10 protein-coding genes are annotated in these 15437 nt (G+C 61.4%); 4 read left to right on the top strand and 6 right to left on the bottom strand.

Going from position 1 to position 15437, the window contains the following annotated elements; translation table 11 throughout:
• Window positions 1-9: 9 nt before the first annotated feature.
• From P5706_RS09815 to pap, 6 genes are all read right to left on the bottom strand, one after another.
• Window positions 10-768, bottom strand: a complete 759-nt coding sequence (locus P5706_RS09815) for a fimbria/pilus periplasmic chaperone (RefSeq protein ID WP_207160913.1) — start codon at window positions 766-768, stop codon at window positions 10-12.
• On the bottom strand, window positions 765-3368 hold the full coding sequence (locus P5706_RS09810; protein ID WP_285679103.1) for an outer membrane usher protein: 2604 nt from the start codon (window positions 3366-3368) through the stop codon (window positions 765-767). The genes P5706_RS09815 and P5706_RS09810 overlap by 4 nt, the downstream gene beginning before the upstream one ends.
• Before the next feature lie 20 nt (window positions 3369-3388).
• Window positions 3389-3949 (bottom strand): fimbrial protein, encoded by a 561-nt coding sequence (locus P5706_RS09805; protein ID WP_200431291.1) that lies wholly within the window; start codon window positions 3947-3949, stop codon window positions 3389-3391.
• Between the two features lie 52 nt (window positions 3950-4001).
• Complete coding sequence (locus tag P5706_RS09800; RefSeq protein ID WP_425540557.1) at window positions 4002-4511, bottom strand: fimbrial protein; 510 nt, start codon at window positions 4509-4511, stop codon at window positions 4002-4004.
• A 506-nt stretch (window positions 4512-5017) separates the two neighbouring features.
• Window positions 5018-6202 (bottom strand): thiolase family protein, encoded by a 1185-nt coding sequence (locus tag P5706_RS09795; RefSeq protein WP_285679101.1) that lies wholly within the window; start codon window positions 6200-6202, stop codon window positions 5018-5020.
• 513 nt (window positions 6203-6715) lie between these two features.
• Window positions 6716-8230, bottom strand: coding sequence for a polyphosphate:AMP phosphotransferase (pap, locus tag P5706_RS09790; protein WP_200431288.1), 1515 nt, complete (start codon window positions 8228-8230; stop codon window positions 6716-6718).
• A 156-nt stretch (window positions 8231-8386) separates the two neighbouring features.
• Between pap and mnmC the strand changes: the two genes are divergently transcribed.
• From mnmC to P5706_RS09770, 4 genes are all read left to right on the top strand, one after another.
• Window positions 8387-10375, top strand: a complete 1989-nt coding sequence (mnmC, locus tag P5706_RS09785; protein ID WP_285679100.1) for a bifunctional tRNA (5-methylaminomethyl-2-thiouridine)(34)-methyltransferase MnmC2/FAD-dependent 5-carboxymethylaminomethyl-2-thiouridine(34) oxidoreductase MnmC1 — start codon at window positions 8387-8389, stop codon at window positions 10373-10375.
• Window positions 10376-10539: 164 nt separating this feature from the next.
• Window positions 10540-12312: an N-acetylglutaminylglutamine amidotransferase gene (locus P5706_RS09780; RefSeq protein ID WP_285679097.1), complete on the top strand. Its 1773-nt coding sequence runs from the start codon at window positions 10540-10542 to the stop codon at window positions 12310-12312.
• A gap of 3 nt (window positions 12313-12315) precedes the next feature.
• Entirely contained in the window at window positions 12316-14061 is a 1746-nt protein-coding gene (ngg, locus tag P5706_RS09775; RefSeq protein ID WP_285679096.1) for an N-acetylglutaminylglutamine synthetase, read from the top strand.
• A gap of 167 nt (window positions 14062-14228) precedes the next feature.
• The gene (locus P5706_RS09770; RefSeq protein ID WP_285679095.1) at window positions 14229-15413 is read left to right on the top strand and encodes an osmoprotectant NAGGN system M42 family peptidase; all 1185 of its coding nucleotides are present in this window, start codon (window positions 14229-14231) and stop codon (window positions 15411-15413) included.
• The last annotated feature ends 24 nt before the right edge of the window (window positions 15414-15437 follow it).

Genomic DNA, 15437 nt, shown 5'->3' with positions numbered 1-15437 from the left:
TGGCATTACTCAATTAGGCGATGAGGCCTGCACGTTCACGTTGCACGTGTCACCCGTGCAGGTGAACGCCAAGAGCGGACGACCGCCGTAATCATTTACATAGGCCAGGTAAGGGGTCGAACCCAGTGCCTTGGCAGAGGGGCCCAAGGTCAAGGCCTCCTTGGGCGCAATCATCAGGGGCGCAAAGCCCTCCACGGTTTTGCCGTCTTTGCTGCTGCGCGCATCCACCAGGGTCACGTAGTAAGGCGTCGGGTTATTGACCCGGTAATGGTCGCCGTCGCGGGTCAGGGTGAGTTTCTGCTGCCAGGGGTTGGACAGGTCCTGCTGGCTCGGCGTAATGGCTTGCGGGCGGTAAAACAATTTGATTCGGGTCTGCAAGGCAATTTGCAGGGTGTTGGACTTGTCGCTGCGGGGCGGAATTTCCCGCAGGTTGAAGTAGTAGACCGTCTCCCGGTCCTGCGGCAGCGACTTGGCCGCCGGCAGCGCCTGGACTTTCACCTGGCTTTGTTTGCCAGGCTCCAAGCGTTGAACCGGTGGCAGCACGATCAACGGCGAGGTGATTTTTTTACCCGCCTCGTCCTCGATCCAGCCCTGGGCCAGATACGGCAACTGGGTATTGTTGTTGGTGATATTCACGCTGGTGGCATCTTTTCCGCCATCAAAAATCACGCGGGTACGGTCCAGCCCGACTGCGGCGTTGGCGCTCTGGCACAGGGCCAGGGCCAGCAGTGCCAAGGCCTGGGAGGTGAGTCGTGTGTTCGGCATCATGAGGATGTGTTTTCCGTATCAGTGGGCTGCCCGGTCAGTACGGCGGGTTCAGCCAAGGATGAGTCTGTGGCTACCACCTGGCAGCGCAGTTGCAGGGCGTCGGTCAAACCATCCGCAGGCAAGGCGGCAGGCAGCGTGAGCAGGCAGCGTTCGTCACCGCCCCAACTGACCACCATCTGTTCACCGGCACGAATACCGCTCAGGTAGACGCTGCCGCCGTCATTCACAATCCCGGTGTCCTGTTGATTGAGGTTCTTCACCGTTGCGCCAAACGGCGGTGAGCTGCCGTCCGGCAGGCGCACAACGGCCATGGCTTTTTCACCGGCGATCACATCCAGCGAGCGGTAGCCGATGGCGCCTTCGGTGAGGGTCAGTTGCGTGACCGATTGGGTGGCCTCGACATTGCTCGGCAAGCGCTCCAGATCAACACTGGCCGCCGTGCGCTGGTAGCTGCTGATGTCGGAGATCACGGCCTTGCCGAACACGTTAGTGCGGGTCGGTGAGCCGTAGCCGCGCACCGGTACATCGGGTACACCGCCGGTGTCGATCATCAGGCGAGTGCCGCCGGTGCTGGTCGTACGATGGAGCGCTCCGCCGTAAGGTGTGAGCGTGCCGCCGCCACGTGCAGACAGGCCGACGCTGCTGTAACCACCCTCTTGGCTACTGGCGCTGAGGTCGATGTCGGCCAGGTCGCCCATATGGCTCAAGTAACCACTGGCGGACGAGTCGCTGGCGCTGAGCTGGTAGCTGTTGCGTTCATCAAGACGATCGCTGTAGCGCGATGCAAAGTTGTTCCGGCCGGCACTCCGGTTGGCGTCCATCGACAGTGTGCCGGTGCGCCCCAGCGGCAAGCTGACCGTTACGGCCATGCCGTTGTCTTTGTAGTTGTACTCCTCGGTGCGGTACATGTTCAGGGACAGGCTCATGTTCTTGACCGTGCCCACATTGAAGTAGCGCGACAGCGACAGGTTCCAGCGCTGGGTGTCTGGCCGGTCCCAATAAGTTTGCTTGTTGTAGCTGGCGTAGACGGTGGCGCCCAAGTCACGAAACTGCTTGTTGACCGTGACCGTATACAGCGCCTTGCTGCCACCAATCGGCTTCCAGCCTTCATCGGGGTCGCGATAACCACCCCGCCCGCCGAGTTCGCCGTTCAGCCCGTAATAGCGGGCGTCCAGGTATTCGCTCATGCTCAAGAAGTTTTTCTCGGAAAACCGGTAACCGGCGAAAGTCACCTGGCTGTCGTACTCTTCAAAGTTCTTGGAATATTGAAGGCGGTAGGATTTGCCCGAGAGCGTCTCGTTCCACACCTCGGCGTGCGACTGCGTCACATCCAGCGAGACGGCACCAAACGCCAGCAAGTCTCGGCCGGCCCCGACCGATAACGCCCTATAGTTGTTATCGGTCATGCCGCCGCCGAACAACGACCAGCCATTGCTGATGCCCCAGGAAAACTCGCCGGTGCCGAAAACATTGCCATCCGAGCCGTTCTGCAGATTCGACGGTCGCCCACTCGCCAGCTTGTAGCGGACTTGCCCTGGGCGTGTCAGGTAAGGAACGCCCGCGGTGTCCATCTGGAAGGTGTGCACCGAACCGTCCTGCTCTTCCACGCGCACATCCAGCTTGCCCGTCACCGCATCCTGCAAATCCTGGATGCGAAAGGGACCGGCCGCCACCAGGGTTTCGTAGAGCACGCGCCCCTGCTGGCTGATGATGACTTTGGCGTTGGTCTTGGCCACCCCGACCACTTCCGGCGCGTAGCCACGCAAGTTGGGCGGCAGCTGGCTTTCGTCCGAATTGAGCGCGGCACCGGTAAAGCGGAAGCTGTCGAACAGGTCCGAATACAGGTAGTTCTCGCCCACCACCAGGCGCGCCTTCAGCGCAGGAATCGCGCGATACGCGTAGTAGCGGCTCCACTCCAGTTTTTGCGGCCCGGCCGCTTCCTGTCGGCCCCGTTCGACACGCCCTTGCCAGTCGGCCCGCAAGCGCCAGGCGCCGGCATTGGCGCCGACGGTGCCATTGCCACTGAGGTTATTGCGGTTGCCATCGCCTCGCTGATAGTTGGACTGCGCGGTGAGGCTGTAGTCGACCAGCAACCCCGTGACCCCTTCGTCCCATCGCGAAGGCGGGTCCCAGTTGAGCGCGTTGTACTCCAAGTACGCCTGGGGCAAGTTGATACTCAGCGTGGAAGTGGCTAGATCACCACTGACTTCCATGCCTGGCAAACTTTGAATATCCAGGCACTCGCCGCCCTTCCACCAGGCAAGTTTGTCGGCTTCGGACACTTTCAGGCTTAACTGTTCCACCAGGCTACGCGACAAACATGCCTGACTGCCTTTAGGGTCTTTGTCCGGAGGATAGAACGCCACCGATTGTTCAGGAATAGGTTGGCCATTGACTTGCACGACCATTGTGTAAGTGCCCGGTAAAATAAACCCGCTGCGCGCAAATTGAGACAAGTCAATATTGCTGCGATCCATCAGGTCGAGCACGTCGGTATTAAACTCGACATCCCCGGCGCCCAGTGCTGTTCCGGCCAGAGACATCAACCCGCCAAACAGGCTAGGGCGCAGCGTATTTTTGAACTTCGCTGTATTCAACATGAACGCCTGTCCATCACTATTCAAAAGTATTCCAACTTGAACCGCACTGCGGCGGTGTGAGCACCCACGACCAGCGGCAGTCCATTACCGACCAGATAAAACCTGTAGTTGAGTGTCATATCGCCCTCCGACAGAGGCGTGGGCGACATTCGCTGCCCGGGAATACTCTCTTCGCCGGCCGCGTCAATGATGTGCAGCGCAACTCCCTGCGAGGCACCCGACACCGCGAAGGAAAGCCCTGCCCGGTCGGTTGCGCCGTCAAACGTCACCCGCATATGCTCCCAGTCAGGCAGGGTTGCCCCTGGGCGCGACGGGTCCGGGCGAGTCAGCGTGCAATTGACCAGGCGCAGCTGGAAGGGATGGTCTTCGCCGCGCGTATTGCGTAGCAGCCGGCCTACCGGCTCCGGTGGCATCTCGATGGTCTGATCGATACTGCTCAGTTCCAGCCCGCAGGCTGAGTCAACGACTTCTCCTCCGAGCAGGACGACGCCATCACCTTGCGAATCCGCCTGGGCGAATACGCTGGGACTGATGAATGTCGTCAATGAAGAGGCGAGTGCGAGGCGTATGAATGTATTCACCTGGATCTCCCGTCAGCGTCCCCCCGCCACACGCGGTGGCGGGGAGCAAAACTTACTGATAAGCCAAGGTGAAGTTGGTGACGGCGCTGAAATCGCCGGGGATGATCGGGGCGGTGGCGGCGCCTTGCACGTAGGCACCGAACTCCAGGGTGTTATTACCGGTAGCGATGGCTTGCGGAGTAGTCGGCGTACCCAGCTTAATGAGGTCACCACCGTGGGTCATCATGATGCCCACGCCGCCTGCACCGCCGACCGTACCGATCGCGCCAGGGACAGCGCTGGAAGGCGCGGCGGTAAAGGTGGTGGTCACGGTGTTATCGGTCAGGCCGGACAGGTCGCAGCCTTCAAGCTCGATCAGCACACGGCGGGCTTCAGACTTGCCGCCCGACTCCAATTGGTGTTTGGCAATCGCACCCAGGCGAACGGTTTGATCCACAGAGTCAGGCTTGATCGAGCAAGCACCCGAGTGCACCGACCCCAGAAACGTGACGGTCCCGTCCGCTGCCTGCGCAACAGAGATCGAGCCGGCCAGCAGACCGATAGACAACAGCGCAGCTTTCATTTTGGTTTTCATTTACAGATTCCCACTTAATTACCAGGTGTCTTTAAAGAAGCCCTGCCACAGGTCGGTGCAGGGCTGATTAAACGAGCGGTTATTACCCGTACTGTTGAGGCGATGATTCCTGAACTGCTTTTCCAACTATGTGTATTGCTATTCAGGAGTTCTCTCAACGCAGGGCAATTCTCCCCTTCACACTTGAGTAAGTAAGCCGTCCGTTTCCCTTAACTAAGTAGCCTGGAGCTATCACGACACGCAGGAAAATTATGGCCATTTGCCAAAACTTTAAAAGTGGCTGAAGGAATCGTCCTACATGCAGATTAATGAGAATAATTCAGCACTACGGTTATCTGAAGGAACAAGATTACATGCACTAAAAAATACCAGTAATACTGGGGCCAGGCCCACTAAATAACTAAATCAACGTGCAACAGGGCTATGACCAAACTGCAGACGTGCACAGGGGGAGCATGCTCCCCCTGTGCAGTGATCGATGAACTATCGGTTGACTAACGCACCGCCTCAAACAACCCGGTGGCGCCCATGCCACCGCCCACGCACATGGTGACGATGCCGTAGCGCAGGTTACGTCGCTGCAACTCACGCACCAGGTGCCCCACTTGTCGCGACCCGGTCATGCCGAACGGATGGCCGATGGAGATCGAGCCGCCGTTGACGTTGTATTTGGCATTGTCGATTTGCAGGCGATTGCGGGCATAGAGGCACTGCGAGGCAAACGCCTCGTTAAGCTCCCACAGGTCGATATCCGCCACCTGCAAGCCCTTGGCCTTGAGCAGCTTTGGCACTGAGAACACCGGGCCGATGCCCATTTCGTCCGGCTCGCAACCGGCCACGGTAAAACCACGGAAAAACGCCTTGGGCTTGAGCCCCAGTTGCAGGGCTTTTTCCAGGCTCATCACCAACGTCATCGAAGCGCCATCGGACAACTGCGAAGAGTTGCCCGCCGTCACCGAACCGTCTTCGGCAAACACCGGCTTGAGCCCGTTGAGGCTGGCCAGTGTGGTGTCCGGGCGGTTGCAGTCGTCACGGTCGACCACGCCATCGAGCACCTGCACCGCGCCGGTCTGCTTGTCTTCGACCTTGTACTGGACGGCCATCGGCACGATTTCATCATCGAACAAACCGTCCGCCTGGGCCTGAGCGGTACGCTGCTGGCTTTGCAGGGCATACAGGTCCTGGTCTTCGCGGCTGACGTTATAGCGGCGCGCGACGATCTCGGCCGTCTGGCCCATCGGGAAGTAAATGCCTGGCACCTGCTCCTTGAGCAGCGGGTTGATCAGGTTATCGGTGTTGACGCTTTTCATGGTCAGGCTGATGGACTCGACGCCACCGGCAACGATGATGTCGCTGCAACCCGAGGCAATCTGGTTGGCCGCAATCGCAATCGCCTGCAAGCCCGATGAGCAAAACCGGTTGAGGGTCATGCCCGCCGTCCCGGTGCCCAATTGCGAGAGCACCGCCACGTTACGCCCGATGTTGTAGCCCTGGGCGCCTTCGTTGGAGCCGGCGCCAACGATGCAATCCTCGACCGTCGCCGGGTCAATGCCATTGCGCGCCAGCAACGCGTTGACGCAATGGGCCGCCATGTCATCCGGACGCGTCTGGTTGAACTTGCCACGAAACGACTTGGCCAGGCCGGTTCGCACGCTGTCGACGATCACTACTTCACGCATGGGCTACCTCGATCTTGTTGTTGGGAGATGGACCGAGCATAGATCCGGGCCTGCCCAACCGCGACGATCATTCACCTGGCATATGCAAAAGCATGGAGACTGATGACGAACATAGTTAGGGTGGCGAGCGAGCTTGCTCGCGCTGGGCTGCGAAGCGGCCCCAAAACCTGCCAATGAGGTGTGCCTGAAAGAACACGCTGCCTGGGTCGGGGGCTGCTGCGCAGCCCAACGCAGGGCAAGCCTGCTCGCCACAGAAGCATCCTTCACCTACAGAAGCCTCGTTCACCCACAGGAGCCTCGTTCACCCACAGAAGCCTCCTTCGCCACAGGACTTGAAGGCGACGCAGACTGTGGCGAGCGAGCTTGCTCGCGCTGGGCTGCGAAGCGGCCCCAAAAGCTGAGAGTGCGATGTAACTGAAGGAACGCGGTGTTTGTAATAGGGGCCGCTTCGCGCCCCAGCGCGAGCAAGCTCGCTCGCCACAACAAGCTCGCTCGCCACAAAACCTGCCACCTTTATTTCTTTTTCTTTTTATCGTGTTTGTCGGTCTTGTCGAACGCCTCTTCCAGCGCGCGGTTGATGGTGCGCAGCACTTTTACCCGCGCCCAGCGCTTGTCGTTGGCTTCCACCAGGGTCCACGGCGACACTTCGGTACTGGTACGGTCGACCATGTCGCCGACGGCGGCCCGGTAGTCGTCCCATTTGTCGCGGTTGCGCCAGTCGTCTTCGGTGATTTTGAAGCGTTTGAAAGGGATTTCCTCACGGGCCTGGAAGCGCTCCAACTGCGTATCTTTGTCGATGGCCAGCCAGAACTTGACCACGATCACGCCCGCATCGCGCAGTTGCTCTTCGAAGTCATTGATCTCGCCATAGGCGCGCATCCAGTCTGCCGGTGTGCAGAAGCCTTCGACGCGTTCTACCAACACGCGGCCATACCACGAGCGGTCGAACACGGTGAACATCCCGCGTGCCGGAATCTTCTGCCAGAAGCGCCATAGATACGGTTGGGCGCGCTCGTCTTCACTCGGCGCGGCAATCGGCACGATATGGTACTGGCGCGGATCCAGCGCCGCCGCCACGCGGCGGATCGCCCCGCCCTTGCCCGCCGCATCATTGCCTTCAAACACGGTGATCAATGCGTGCTTGCGCATGCGCTTGTCGCGCATCAAGCCAGAGAAGCGCGCCTGCTCGGTAATCAGTTGCTCTTCGTAATCATCTTTATCCAGGCGCTGGGTCAAATCGAGGCTGTCGAGCAGGCCCTTCTTGTCCACGGAGGCAATCAACGGCGCCGGGTTCATGCCGCTGGCCTTGCCTTTGGGCAGTTTCAGAGCGTTTTGCAGGCTTTCGAGCAGGATCTTGCCCACGGTGAGGCTGCGGTAATGCGCATCCACGCCTTCGATCACATGCCACGGCGCGTAGTCGCGGCTGGTGCGGCGCAGAATGCGCTCGCCAAAATGCACAAACTTGTCGTAAGTCTCGGACTGCTGCCAGTCCAGCGGGCTGATGCGCCAGCTGTGCAGCGGGTCATCGGCCAAGGCTTTGAGCCGTGCTTTCATCTGCTTTTTGGACAGGTGGAACCAGAACTTGAAGATCAGCGCGCCTTCATCGCAGAGCATCTTTTCCAGGCGCTCGGCGCCCGCGATGGCCTGGTCCAGGCGCGCGTCCTTGATCTGACCATGCACGCGGCTTTGCAGCATCTGGCTGTACCAGTTACCGAAAAAGATGCCCATGCGCCCCTTGGCCGGCAACTGGCGCCAATAGCGCCACGCTGGTGGGCGCGCCAGTTCTTCGTCGGTCTGCTGGTCGAAGGTGCGCACCTCGATCAGGCGCGGGTCCATCCATTCATTGAGCAGCTTGACGGTTTCGCCCTTGCCCGCACCCTCGATGCCGTTGATCAGGATGATCACCGGGAAGCGTTTCTGCTGTTGCAGCTCGTACTGCACTTCCAGCAAGGCTTCACGCAGGGCCGGCACTTCGGCGTCATAGGTGTCTTTGTCGATGGCGTGACCGATTTCGGCGGATTCGAACATGGGCAGCTCCGTTTCAAGATGGCTCAAGACTAGCGGATTGGGCAACAACACGCGGGAGGAAATTCCACCCGCGCTTGCCATGGGTCAATTCATTGCCGGTTGATCGGCTAGAATGGCCGCCTTGCCTTTGCCTGCTGTTACTTTTATGAGTTGCCCATGAATCCCATCACCCACGCCCAGCTCGACTGGGATGACCAAGGCCGCCCGCATTCGCGGGTGTTCGACGACGTGTATTTTTCCGACAAGTCGGGCCTTGAAGAAACCCGTTATGTGTTCCTTGAACAGAACCGCCTGCAGGAGCGCTTCGCTGCCTTGCCGGTGAATGGGCAACTGGTGATTGGTGAGACCGGGTTTGGTACGGGGCTGAATTTCCTGTGCGCCTGGCAACTGTTCCAACAACACGCGGTGGCCGGGGCGCGCCTGCATTTTGTCAGCGTGGAAAAGTACCCGCTGAGCCACACCGACCTGCAGCGCGCCCTCGCCCTCTGGCCCGAACTGCAACCGTTTGCCGAGCAACTGTTGGCGCAGTACATCGCGATCCATCAAGGCTTCCAGCGCCTGGTGCTGGATAACGGCCGCGTGACCCTGACGCTGTTGATCGGCGATGCGCTGGAGCAACTGCCGCAACTGGATGCGCAAGTCGACGCGTGGTTTCTCGACGGGTTCGCCCCGGCGAAAAACCCCGACATGTGGACCGCCGAGCTGTTTGCCGAACTGGCCCGCCTGGCGGCGCCGGGTTCGACCATCAGCACCTTCACCAGCACCGGCTGGGTGCGGCGTCTGATCAACGCCGCCGGCTTCAAGATGAAACGCACGCCCGGCATTGGCCACAAGTGGGAGATCCTGCGCGGCGAGTTTCTCGGTTGGCCCGAAGGCACACTGCCGCCCGCCACACTCAAACCTTGGTTTGCGCGCCCGGCAGCCGTCGACGGCGAGCGCCATGCCATGGTCATCGGTGGCGGCCTGGCCGGTTGCGCCACCGCCGCCAGCCTCGCCGCCCGGGGCTGGCGCGTCAGCCTGCTGGAGCGTCACGCCGCCTTGGCCCAGGAAGCTTCGGGCAACCCGCAAGGCGTGCTGTACCTCAAGTTGTCGGCGCATGGCACTGCGCTGTCGCAGCTGATACTCAGCGGTTTCGGCCATACCCGGCGCCTGCTGGAGCACTTGCAGCGAGGCGTTGACTGGGACGGCTGCGGCGTCCTGCAACTGGCGTTTGACGCCAAGGAAGCCCAGCGCCAGGCGCAACTGGCCGAGGCCTTTGCACCGAGTCTGTTGCACTTGCTGGGCCGCGAGCAGGCTCAACAACAGGCTGGCATCGAGCTGGCCCAAGGCGGGCTGTTTTTCCCGGAGGGTGGCTGGGTGCATCCACCGGCGCTGTGCGAATGGCAAGCCGCACATCCGCTGATCAAGGTGCTCACCCACCACGAGGCGCTTGAGCTGCACCGTGTTGACGAGCAGTGGCAAGCCCGCGACGGCGACCGCGTGCTGGCCAGCGCCAGCGTGGTAGTGCTGGCCGGGGCCGCCGAAATAAAGCGCTTCCCGCTCAGCGCGGGCTTGCCGCTCAAGCGTATTCGCGGGCAGATCACGCGTTTGGCGCAAATCCCGGCGAGTGCGGCATTGGCCACCGTGGTGTGCGCAGAAGGTTATGTTGCACCGGCCCGCCTTGGCGAACACACCTTGGGCGCCAGTTTTGATTTCAATAATGAAGACCTCACGCCCACCCTCGCCGAGCACACGGGCAACCTTGCGATGCTGCGGGAGATTTCCGCAGACCTGCTGCGGCGTCTCGGTGCTGACTCACTGAATGCCGAAGACTTGCAAGGCCGCGCCGCCTTTCGTTGCACCAGCCCTGACTACCTGCCAATCGTCGGCCCCTTGGCCGAAAGCGCTGCTTTCCAACAGGCGTATGCCGTACTGGGCAAGGACGCTCGGCAAGTCCCGGATACGCCCTGCCCGTGGTTGCCGGGCCTGTTTATCAACAGCGGCCACGGCTCGCGCGGGCTGATTACCGCGCCGCTGTGCGGCGAATTATTGGCCGCCTGGCTGAATGACGAACCGCTGCCGGTGCCGGCCAGCGTGGCCGAAGCCTGCCACCCGAACCGGTTTGCCCTGCGCGCGCTGGTTCGAGGAAAACCAGCGCCACGCTGATCACCGTGAGGGAAGAAACGACGCGGCTGCGAGCATCGCGGCTATTTGCCTTATAACTTATCGGTCTAAAACTCCACGCATAGCACTGGGTCAGTTTCTGGGTACGCGCCCTGTTGGGCGTATTGAGTATTGCCCTCCCCAACGGAAAAACCGGTAAGGAATTTATGTGTGGATTAGCTGGCGAGTTACGCTTTGATCATCAACCTGCCGACCTGGCAGCCGTCGAACGCATCACCCATCACCTTGCCCCGCGAGGCCCTGACGCCTGGGGCTTCCATGCCCAAGGGCCGATTGCCCTGGGCCACCGCCGCCTGAAGATCATGGACCTGTCGGACGGCTCTGCCCAACCGATGGTCGACGCCCAACTGGGGCTGTCGCTGGCGTTCAACGGTGCAATCTACAATTTCCCCGAACTGCGTGAAGAGCTGGAAGCCCTGGGCTACGCCTTCTATTCAGGCGGTGACACCGAAGTGCTGCTCAAGGGCTATCACGCCTGGGGCGAAGCCTTGCTGCCCAAGCTCAATGGCATGTTTGCCTTTGCCATCTGGGAGCGTGATGCCCAGCGCCTGTTTATCGCCCGTGACCGTCTGGGTGTGAAGCCGCTGTACCTGTCGCGCACCGGCCAGCGCCTGCGTTTTGCTTCAGCGCTGCCGGCACTGCTCAAGGGCGGCGATATCAACCCGATCCTGGATCCGGTCGCGCTTAATCATTATTTGAATTTCCATGCCGTGGTGCCGGCGCCGCGCACCTTGCTGGCGGGTATTGAAAAACTGCCGCCGGCCAGCTGGATGCGCATCGACGCCAACGGCACCACCGAACAGAAAACCTGGTGGACCCTGCCCTACGGCCCGCATGAGGATGAAAAAAACCTCAGCCTCGAAGACTGGACCGACCGCGTGCTCGACAGCACCCGCGAAGCCGTGGCGATCCGCCAACGTGCGGCCGTGGACGTGGGCGTGCTGCTCTCCGGCGGTGTCGATTCGAGCATGCTGGTAGGCCTGCTGCGTGAAGTCGGCGTGCAGGACCTGTCGACCTTTTCCATCGGTTTTGAAGACGCCGGTGGCGAACGTGGCGACGAGTTCCAGTATTCGGACTTGATCGCCAAACACTACGGCACCCGTCACCACCAATTGCGCATCGCCGAAAGCGAAATCATCGAGCAACTGCCGGCAGCGTTTCGCGCCATGAGCGAGCCGATGGTCAGCCATGACTGCATCGCCTTCTACCTGCTGTCGCGGGAAGTGGCCAAGCATTGCAAAGTGGTGCAGAGCGGCCAGGGCGCCGACGAGTTGTTCGCCGGCTACCACTGGTACCCGCAGGTGGACGGCGCCAGCGACCCGTATGCCGCCTACCGCGACGCATTTTTTGACCGCAGCTACGACGACTACGCCGCCACGGTCGCACCAAAATGGCTGACCGCCAACGACGCCGCCGGTGACTTCGTGCGCGAACATTTCGCCATGCCCGGCGCCGAGGCTGCCGTGGACAAGGCCTTGCGCCTGGACAGTACAGTGATGCTGGTGGACGACCCGGTCAAACGCGTCGACAACATGACCATGGCCTGGGGCCTGGAAGCGCGCACGCCGTTCCTGGACTACCGCCTGGTAGAACTGTCGGCTCGTGTACCAGGCAAATTCAAATTGCCCGATGGCGGCAAGCAGGTGTTGAAAGAGGCCGCACGCCGAGTTATTCCGAGTGAGGTCATCGACCGCAAGAAAGGCTACTTCCCGGTGCCGGGGCTCAAGCATTTGCAGGGCGACACTTTGAATTGGGTGCGCGACCTGCTGATGGACCCGAGCCAGGATCGCGGCCTGTTCAACCCGGCCATGCTTGACCGCCTGCTGACCGACCCGCAAGGCCAACTGACGCCGCTGCGCGGCTCCAAATTATGGCAACTGGCGGCGCTGAACCTGTGGCTCAGCGAACAAGGAATCTGATCGATGAAACCTCTTGCAGCGGCTTACAGCCAACGCTTGCTCAAGGGCCAGGCGCCGACCTACGAGCGCCTGCAGGCGCGCCTGGCTGAAGACGGCAGCCCACTGGGCGCCGAGCCGATTGCCGTGCATTGCGGCTGGGGCCGATTGTTGATCGGGCACACCTTCCCGGACCCGGCCAGCCTCGCCCAGGAACTGCTCAATGAGCAGGCGGGCGAGCGCGACATTGCGCTGTACGTGGCGGCGCCCCAGCAAATCCTCGGGATTGACCCGCAGCAATTGTTCCTCGACCCCTCCGACACCCTGCGCCTGTGGTTCAGCGATTACCGCCCCGCTACGCGGGTATTTCGCGGCTTTCGCATTCGCCGGGTGCAGACCGAGGCCGATTGGCAGGCGGTCAACCAGCTGTATCAAGGCCGTGGCATGTTGCCCGTCGACGCCGAGCGCCTGACACCACGCCACCAAGGCGGCCCGGTGTATTGGCTGGCCGAGGATGAAGACAGCGGCGCGGTGATCGGCAGCGTGATGGGCCTGAACCATCAAAAGGCCTTCCACGACCCGGAAAACGGTTGCAGCCTGTGGTGCCTGGCGGTCGATCCGCAATGCACGCGCCCAGGCGTGGGCGAGGTGCTGGTGCGCCACTTGGTGGAGCACTTTATGAGCCGTGGCCTGAGCTACCTCGACCTGTCGGTGCTGCACGATAACCGTCAGGCCAAGAGCCTTTACGCCAAGCTCGGTTTTCGCGCGCTGACCACCTTTGCGATCAAGCGCAAGAACGGCATCAACCAGCCGCTGTTTCTCGGCCCCGGCCCGCAGGCAGGCTTTAACCCGTATGCGCGCATCATTGTCGAAGAAGCCCATCGACGTGGCATTGATGTGCAAGTGGATGACGCCGACGCCGGCCTGTTCACCCTCAGCCATGGCGGGCGCCGAGTGCGTTGCCGCGAGTCGTTGAGCGACCTGACCAGCGCCATCAGCATGACCCTGTGCCAGGACAAGAGCCTGACCCATAAGGTGCTCAGTGCGGCAGGTTTGAAACTGCCGTCGCAACAATTGGCCGGCAGTGCCGATGACAACCTGGAGTTTCTCGACGAGCACCAGCGCATCGTGGTCAAACCGCTCGATGGCGAACAAGGCCAGGGCGTGGCGGTGGATCTGCAGACCATCGAAGAGGTGCAAAAAGCCATCGAGACGGCGCGTCAGTTCGACAGCCGTGTGCTGCTTGAAAGCTTTCACGAAGGCCTCGACCTGCGCATTCTGGTGATCGGCTTTGAAGTGGTTGCCGCTGCGATTCGGCGGCCTGCCGAGGTGACCGGTGATGGTCAGCACTCTATCGGTGCGTTGATCGAAGCCCAGAGCCGTCGTCGCCAGGCTGCTACCGACGGCGAAAGCAAAATCCCGCTGGACGCCGAAACCCAACGCACGTTGCACGCCGCCGGTTACGACTACAGCAGCATTTTGCCGCGCGGCCAAACCCTGGCGGTGCGCCGTACCGCCAACTTGCATACCGGCGGTTGCCTGGAAGATGTCACCGCGATTCTGCACCCGACGCTGGTGGACGCCGCCGTGCGCGCCGCCCGTGCATTGGACATTCCCATGGTCGGCCTGGACCTGATGGTGCCCGCCGCCGACCAGCCCGAGTATGTGTTTATCGAAGCCAACGAACGCGCCGGGCTGGCCAATCACGAACCGCAACCGACGGCTGAGAAGTTTGTGGATTTGTTGTTTCCGCACAGTCAGCCAACTGCCTGATAACCCGTGGCGAGGGAGCTTGCTCCCGCTGGGCTGCGGAGCAGCCCTGAAACCTGCCACTGCGCTTTAACTGAAAGAACAGGGTGAATTGACTGGGGCTGCTGCGCAGCCCAGCGGGAGCAAGCTCCCTCGCCACAAAAATCGCCCTCAACTCATCAGGAGTTTCCATGACCCGAACCATCCCCGAACCGGATCTTAACTACCTGCAAAAAGTGTTGCTGGAAATGCTCGCCATTCCCAGCCCTACCGGGTTCACCGACACCATCGTGCGCTACGTCGCCGAGCGCCTGGAAGAACTCGGCATCCCCTTTGAAATGACCCGGCGCGGCACCATTCGCGCCACGCTCAAGGGCCAGAAAAACAGCCCCGACCGCGCGGTTTCCGCACATTTGGACACCATCGGCGCCGCCGTGCGGGCGATCAAGGACAACGGCCGCTTGACGCTCGCACCGGTGGGCTGCTGGTCCAGCCGGTTTGCCGAAGGCAGCCGTGTCAGCATGTTTACCGACAACGGCGTGATCCGTGGCAGCGTGTTGCCGTTGATGGCCTCCGGGCACGCGTTCAACACCGCCGTGGATGAAATGCCGGTGAGCTGGGACCACGTGGAACTGCGCCTGGATGCCTACTGCGCGACACGTGCCGATTGCGACTCGTTAGGCATCAGCATCGGTGACTATGTAGCGTTCGACCCATTGCCCGAGTTCACCGAGAGCGGGCATATCAGCGCCCGCCACCTGGATGATAAAGCCGGTGTCGCCGCCCTGCTCGCGGCGCTCAAGGCGATCATCGACAGCGGCGAACCGTTGCTGATCGACTGCCATCCGCTGTTCACCATCACCGAAGAAACCGGCAGTGGCGCCGCCGCTGCCCTGCCCTGGGACGTCAGCGAATTTGTCGGTATCGACATCGCCCCGGTCGCGCCCGGCCAGCACTCCAGCGAGCACGCCGTGAGTGTGGCCATGCAGGATTCCGGCGGGCCGTATGACTATCACCTGTCCCGCCACCTGCTGCGCCTGGCCTCGGATAACGACCTGCCAGTGCGCCGCGACCTGTTTCGCTATTACTTCAGCGACGCCCACTCGGCGGTCACCGCCGGCCACGACATTCGCACCGCGCTGCTGGCATTCGGTTGCGATGCGACCCATGGCTATGAGCGCACACACATCGACAGCCTGGCCGCACTCAGCCGCCTGTTGGGCGCTTATATCCTCAGCCCGCCGGTGTTCGCCAGCGACGCGCAACCGGCGCAGGGTTCACTGGACCGGTTCAGTCATCAGATCGAGCACGAAACGCAAATGGAGAGCGACACCCGCGTGCCGTCGGTGGACAGCCTGGTCGGACAGAAGTCCTGACACTGGTAACTGCTGGTAACAAGG

It is taken from the genome of Pseudomonas sp. ChxA (assembly GCF_030263855.1).
GTDB lineage: Bacteria > Pseudomonadota > Gammaproteobacteria > Pseudomonadales > Pseudomonadaceae > Aquipseudomonas > Aquipseudomonas fluorescens_CB.
The sequence above is the reverse complement of the archived record's forward strand: the minus strand, read 5'-3'. Positions and strand labels throughout refer to the sequence as shown.